Origin of the sequence: Corynebacterium sp. HMSC075F02, from assembly GCF_001838335.1 — a bacterium.
Lineage (GTDB): Bacteria > Actinomycetota > Actinomycetes > Mycobacteriales > Mycobacteriaceae > Corynebacterium > Corynebacterium jeikeium_D.
The window spans coordinates 1-6,194 of sequence record NZ_KV836315.1 but is presented as its reverse complement, the minus strand read 5'-3'; the positions used below and the strand labels follow the sequence as shown (position 1 = coordinate 6,194).

At 58.4% G+C, this 6,194-nt stretch carries 5 protein-coding genes and 1 tRNA gene; 3 read left to right on the top strand and 3 right to left on the bottom strand.

Annotation, left to right across the window (positions count from 1 at the left end; translation table 11 throughout):
• Positions 1-129: 129 nt before the first annotated feature.
• A complete protein-coding gene (locus HMPREF2920_RS09200; RefSeq protein WP_070600946.1) occupies positions 130-924 on the bottom strand; it encodes an ABC transporter ATP-binding protein in 795 nt (264 codons plus the stop codon).
• A 102-nt stretch (positions 925-1,026) separates the two neighbouring features.
• The gene (locus tag HMPREF2920_RS09195; protein WP_239272274.1) at positions 1,027-2,043 is read right to left on the bottom strand and encodes an FtsX-like permease family protein; all 1,017 of its coding nucleotides are present in this window, start codon (positions 2,041-2,043) and stop codon (positions 1,027-1,029) included.
• Between the two features lie 149 nt (positions 2,044-2,192).
• Here HMPREF2920_RS09195 and HMPREF2920_RS09190 point away from each other — a divergent pair, with 149 nt between their 5' ends.
• A complete protein-coding gene (locus HMPREF2920_RS09190; RefSeq protein ID WP_065421673.1) occupies positions 2,193-3,398 on the top strand; it encodes a sensor histidine kinase in 1,206 nt (401 codons plus the stop codon).
• Positions 3,399-3,459: 61 nt separating this feature from the next.
• Positions 3,460-4,143 (top strand): response regulator, encoded by a 684-nt coding sequence (locus HMPREF2920_RS09185; protein ID WP_083308207.1) that lies wholly within the window; start codon positions 3,460-3,462, stop codon positions 4,141-4,143.
• Between the two features lie 53 nt (positions 4,144-4,196).
• Here the strand turns inward: HMPREF2920_RS09185 and HMPREF2920_RS09180 are convergent, their stop codons facing one another.
• Positions 4,197-5,366 carry a L,D-transpeptidase gene (locus HMPREF2920_RS09180; RefSeq protein WP_049172917.1) on the bottom strand — a complete coding sequence of 390 codons (1,170 nt, stop codon included), beginning with the start codon at positions 5,364-5,366 and terminating at the stop codon, positions 4,197-4,199.
• Between the two features lie 652 nt (positions 5,367-6,018).
• Here HMPREF2920_RS09180 and HMPREF2920_RS09175 point away from each other — a divergent pair.
• Positions 6,019-6,091: transfer RNA gene (locus HMPREF2920_RS09175), tRNA-Lys, on the top strand.
• Positions 6,092-6,194: the final 103 nt, after the last annotated feature.

Below are 6,194 nucleotides of genomic sequence, written 5' to 3'. Positions count from 1 at the left end.
GTCATAAACTCACACAGTTTCACATTTGCAGCCCGTAATTTCTGGGGTTAAAGGCCAAAAATGTGAGCCTTTCCGGCGGCGTGGTTATCTGACCCAGCCTTTTCGGTGCCGCCTCCTCCCCCATAGTCACTACCGAGTAGCCACCAAGCCTGCATCCGCGGACTGCAGCTTGCCGTCAACCATCTCCACGATTCGGTCGGCACCGTGGAGCTGCCCCAGGTCGTGGGTGATGTACAGGGTGGCCACACCCATCTTCCGCGTCACATCCATAATCAGTCGCGTCACCGCCCCTGCACTCTTCTGATCCAAAGCCGCGGTCGGTTCGTCGACTAGCAGCACTTCCGGCTCATTCATCAGTGCGCGCGCAACATTGACGCGCGCCTGCTGACCACCGGAAAGCTGGCTCACGCGACGTTCTCCCAGCCCAGCCAGTCCGACTGCCTCTAGCAGCTCATCCGCGCGCTTCTCCGCTTCACGACGGCCACCCGCGGGCCACCCGAAAACACGGCCCAGTCGCCGCATTGCGATGAGCTGCTGCTTAACCGTCAGCGCTGGCAGAAGATTCGGCTGCTGGAAAACAATACCGATGTGTTCGCGACGAATCTTGGCAGCATCCGCGCCGCGAGCGCTCAAATCAATGGCCTTCCTTTCCGCACTCTCGTCCGCGCCTGCACCGTTCGCGTCCTGTTTGTTGGAGTACAGCGTGACATGTCCGGTATCGGCACTCTTCAAACAACCTGCGATGGTCAACAGAGTCGACTTGCCGGAACCCGATGGTCCGACCAGTCCCACTACCTCGCCTGCCCGGATCTTCAGCGAGATGTCATCCAAAATGGTGCGTTTGTTGTCGCCATCTTGGACGGTCAGCGAGATGTTCTTTAGAGCGAGTACCACGGGAGCCTGGTTGTCGATGTAGGTAGTCATTTTGTCCTCAATTCCTCAATTCCTCAGTTGCAGGTTGTGCATGATTAACGCGATGTGAGTGTTCTGTGGGAAGCCGCCGTGCTAGGCCGTACTAACGAGCCACTACGCATTCGCCAATGCGGTGGTCGGATCGACGCGGAATACCGGCACCAGTGCCAGCAGCGCACCAACTACGCCGGTCACGGCCAGAATGAGCCCCGGTACGACGGTCGTGGAAGCATCTACCACAATTGGCATGACGTCGCCGCTCTGCAGAGCCCAGCCCGCCGCTGCAGTCACCGCAACACCGCCGCCGACTCCGATTGCCAGCACGGCCAGGACCTGCGCCAGAGAGTCAGCCACCAGCACGGAGCGGGACGCACCGAGCGCCGAGGAAATGGCCACACCACGCAGTCGTTGAACAGTCCACACGGTGAAGAACGCGCCTACCACCAGCGCAGAAATCACATACAGCATCGAGGTCATCGCGTTCAGCGAAGTCTGCTCACCCTGGTAGGAAGCCGACAGGTTATTGCGCTCGCCGTCGCGCAGAATGGTTCCTTCCGGGACATTCGGCAGCTGCGCCGCGGACTCGTCGACAACCATCGCCGCTGGCACCATCTGCCCCGGCGTCAGGTCTTCCATCACGCCGCGCCCGGCATAAATGACCGCTTGGTGATCCAGCCACTTATCCCCCGCCACGCGCGCAACGGTGGTCTCGTGCTCGCCCATCGCGCCAGACAGGGTCAGCGAGTCACCTTCCGCAATGGCGGTTTCACTGACGCCGTCGGTGACGGCCACCTGGTCGTCGTTAAGCGAAAAGTCGGAGATGACGGTGACGGGCGTTTCATCGACGCGCGCACGACTGACGTAGACATCGCGGATGGTGGCGTTGTTATCGTTCGCCCACGTCTGGACGCTCTTTCGCGCCGTCTCGCCGATACTTGACGACGACAGCGACGTGGCCCCCTCCGAGATGACGACGGCGTCGTTTTTGTCGTAGACCTCGTCCAGTGCGGAGACGGACTGGGCGGACAGGCCGGCGGCCAAAGCCGAGAGGAACGTGACCATCACAGCAATCATCCCGACGGTGATGGTGATCAGTGCGGCACGGCCTGGAGCGGCTCGAAGTTCTTTCATTGACTGGTACATACTCATTATGGTCGTGGATTCAAAGGCGGATTTAATCGCCATGGAGGTTGAACTTCGTCTCCAACTTTCGGTTGATGTTGACAATTCCGGCTCGTCAGCGGTGTTTTGGCAGGCGGAACTGCCCTAAGCTCGAGAGCGTGGATACTCCTGAGACCCTGAACCGCAGCTGGCAATTACTGCGGTTTGCCCTGGATGTTTTGGTGCTGGTGCTGCTGGCGGTATGCGTGGTTCCGGATCCGCAGTGGCGAATCATCACCTATGCGGCGTGTTTTCTAGCGGTGTACATCGCAGGTTCGGTCGGGCCGATTGGTCGGGCTCGGCATGGCAACGTAGCCAACGAGGTCGCGCTGACTAAGCCGCGTGGCCTGCTGTTGGGCTGGCTTGTGATTCTGCTGCTGTGCTGGGCGGCAATGTCGTTTGCGACGCTGGATGCCTCTTTCCTGGTCTTCCCGCTGTTTTTCGTAATTCTGCAGGTCACCGGTGGCCTAATGGCCGTGGTTATGGTGGTGGCAACGACGGCGACGGCAATCGGTGCTATCGCCGTCCACACTCCGCTGACATTTGGTGGTGTCCTCGGCCCCATTCTGGGTGGGACGTTTGTACTCACGGTGGGGCTGGGGTTCCGGCTCCTGCAGAAGGAGACTATCGAAAAGACCAAGGCGCTGGAGGAGCTCTCAGCTGCCCGCGCCCACTCGGAAGCACTGTCCCGTCGTGCCGGTGAGCTGGACGAACGCGCACGCCTCGCAGCCGATATTCATGACACCGTGGCGCAGGGGCTTTCCTCCATCCAGCTGCTGCTGCATTCGGTGGAGTCCCGCATGAAAAGTGCTCCCACTCAGCATGACCAGACCTCGGTGGATTCGCTACAGCTCGCCCGCAAGGTTGCGGCCGACAATCTCGCCGAGACCCGGCGCATCATCGCAGCACTTCAGCCGGCTCCCCTCGAAGGCGCAGACCTATCCGGCGCGTTGGAGAAAGTCTGCTCCTCCACGGTGCTGGGCGATGCTGTCAGCTTCTGCGTCGACGGCACACCCACGCGGCTGCCGGCCACCGTCGAAGCAACCATCATCAGGGTGGCCCAGGCGAGCTTGGCGAACGTCGTCAAGCATGCACACGCCACGCGTTGCCGTGTCACCCTGACCTACCAGCCCGACGAGATTCTGCTCGACTGCGTCGACAACGGCATCGGCTTCGACCCCACCGCACCAACTAACGACGACAGCGTGGGGATCGCCAACGCGCGCCGACGCGTGGAGAAGCTCGGCGGCACCTTCACCATCGAGTCGGAACCGGGGCGTGGCTGCGGTGTCAGCGTCAGCATCCCGCACGAGCTCGCCTCTTAAAGTCCCGCGCCTGGTATGCAGGTAGGAAACGACCATTCACATCACCCGAGGAGTTAGCCAGGTGACCAAGCCCATCGGAGTCCTCATCGCCGACGATCACCCCATCGTCCGCGCTGGTCTTCGCGCAGTCGTTGAATCGGCGCCGGATATCGTCGTGGTTGGCGAGGCGGCCAGCGGTGACGAGGCGGTCGAGAAGGTGCGCGCATCGCTTGACGACGACTCTTGCGACCACATCGATCTGGTACTCATGGACCTTCGCTTTGGTGAGGCCCCTGGCACTGCTACCCGCGCAGGCGGAGTTGATGCCACCGCAGCCATCCGCGCACTGGCCGGGCGCGGCGCAAAGGCTCCAGAAGTGTTGGTGGTGACCAATTATTCTTCGGACTCCGATGTGCTCGGCGCTGTCACCGCAGGCGCAGTTGGTTATCTGCTGAAGGATGCCGCTCCGGAGGAGCTCATCGATGGTATCCGTCGTGCCGTTCGCGGCGAGACCGTGCTGAACACACAAGTGGCCGGGCGCTTGATGGGTCGGATGCGCAACCCCAATACAGCACTAACCCCGCGCGAACTCGAAGTGCTCGAGTTGGTCGCGCGGGGTATGTCGAATAGAAAAACTGCAGAACAGCTGGTGCTCACCGAAGCGACTGTGAAATCGCATCTGGTACATATTTTCACCAAGCTAGACGTCAGCTCCCGCACCGCGGCTGTTGCTCGGGCGCAGGAGCTGGGAATGTTGGGTGATTAGGAAACGGACTAACCCGCGTGGCTTAAATGATGGCCTCACTTAGAGGACATGGACTACCAAGAGCTGGTCTCGTCGGCGTTGCCCTTCTTCCAGGTCTCCCACGGGATGTTCCAGTCACCGAGTCCATCAACACCGGAGAGCGTCTCACCAATCGTATTCTTCACAATCACGATGTCACCGCGCTTAGTGTTGTCCAGGAACCACTTAGCGTTGGCGTCAGTGACGTTGATGCAGCCGTGAGACTGGTTGACGCTGCCCTGTGCCCACGTTGACCACGGTGCACCGTGGACGTAGATACCGGAGTAAGACATCTGCGTTGCATAGTTAACCGGCGTGACGTAGCCACCGTTTTCCAGAGACAGGCCGTAGGTACGAGAGTCCATCACCATGGTCTCGTTGCGATCACCGATGATGTACTGGCCATTCGGAGTCGGGTGAACATTCGACCCCATAGAGATAGGCATGGAGTTTACGACTTCACCGTTCCTCTTAATGACCATGGTCTTCGTCGCGTCATCAGCGATAGCAATGACTTCATCACCGATAGTGAAGCTGGTTTCGGCGGACTCCGCACCGTACATATCGTCACCAAGATCCGTGCCGTAAATATCGGACTTCACGGTAACCTTGGTCCCCGGCTTCCAGTACTCCTTTGGACGCCAGCGCACCTCACTGTTATTCAGCCAGTAGAAAGCGCCTTCCACCTTAGGCTCGGTGGTCACCTTAATTGCTTCCTCAGCAGCCTTGCGGTCCGAAATACTCGCGCTGAATTTCACAGCAATAGTCTGACCGACACCCACGGTGGAACCATCCAGCGGGGACAGGTAACCATTTACCTGAGAAGTCGGCTCGACGGTGGTGAAAGAAGTAGCCAGCTTTTCTGTGCCCGAGGTGGCGTTAATCTCATAGGTCTTTGAGTAGCCCAGGGGTTCTGCAGTGGTCCACTTGGTACCACTGGAGTCGAGCTTGCCCTTGACCTCTTTGCCCTCAGGGTTGGTCATAACAACCTTGTCCAGGCGATGTCCCTCTTCCACCTGAACCGAAATCGGGTCAACCACCGAAACATCGGTGGCGTCGTCCTTCACACTGGCGACAAGACCAACGTCTGGCTTCTCCGCCTCTTGCTGCTCGGCATTATCTCCGCCGACGGTACAAGCAGCTAGCGAGATGGTGGTCGCAAATGTCACCACCGCCATCGACAGGCGCTTAAAAGATTGCCGCATGATCGTGCTTCACTCCAACAGTGCAATTATTAAGTAGTAAGTCCCGGGGACACACTGCGACACACAGCGGAGTCCTGCTACAGCCCCTGGTGCGCCCTCGAAAAAGGTCAGACTGCCCTGCAGCGGCACTAGCCACCGATAAAACGCTCGCCCTAACTGAAAAGCCTTATTGACTGCCCAATCGCAGTCATCAACCCCTCACAGGGCGCAGCACGCAAAGTAGCCCAACGGTTCCTACAGTTAACCCTCTGGAAAATTGCTGTGCAACCCCAAAAAACCGGGGCACTTCAACCGACCTGGGAAAACAGCGCCCCCTTGAAGCTGCGTTACCGAAAAGTAATCAGTTCGCTATTCAAAAGTGCCACCGGACGCTTCCGGACGTTACTGAACACTGTCGAACGTAACTCCGACATCTATGCACACTCCCAACGTCGATGGCATTGATACAGGCCCTACCCCACTTTGAGGATTTCCAAACTTTTTTTGAACTTTTTTCAAACGGTTGCGCAAAACCTTTCAAAAAACATGCAAAAACATCAATTCAAAAACAGCATCTGACCAGCCGATTTTACAAACAATCAGAAACCTGGTTATATATCTTCTCGTTGCCGGCGAGGAGCTCACACAGAGAGCACCAAGCAGGAAACAGTAAGCGCCATTAGCTCAACTGGCAGAGCAGCTGACTCTTAATCAGCGAGTTCGGGGTTCGAGTCCCTGATGGCGCACAATACAGACCGGGAAGGTAGAAATACCCTCCCGGTCTTTTTGTTGCATAACAAGCGTAGGCGCCAACTTGGGGTTAAGTAGCAAAAAGTGTGTCTGACTTTC

Bases quoted from the DNA above. Each gene is read 5' to 3' on its own strand.
- HMPREF2920_RS09200 (WP_070600946.1), bottom strand. From the start codon at position 924: ATGACTACCTACATCGACAACCAGGCTCCCGTGGTACTCGCTCTAAAG.
- HMPREF2920_RS09195 (WP_239272274.1), bottom strand. From the start codon at position 2,043: ATGAAAGAACTTCGAGCCGCTCCAGGCCGTGCCGCACTGATCACCATC.
- HMPREF2920_RS09180 (WP_049172917.1), bottom strand. From the start codon at position 5,366: ATGCGGCAATCTTTTAAGCGCCTGTCGATGGCGGTGGTGACATTTGCG.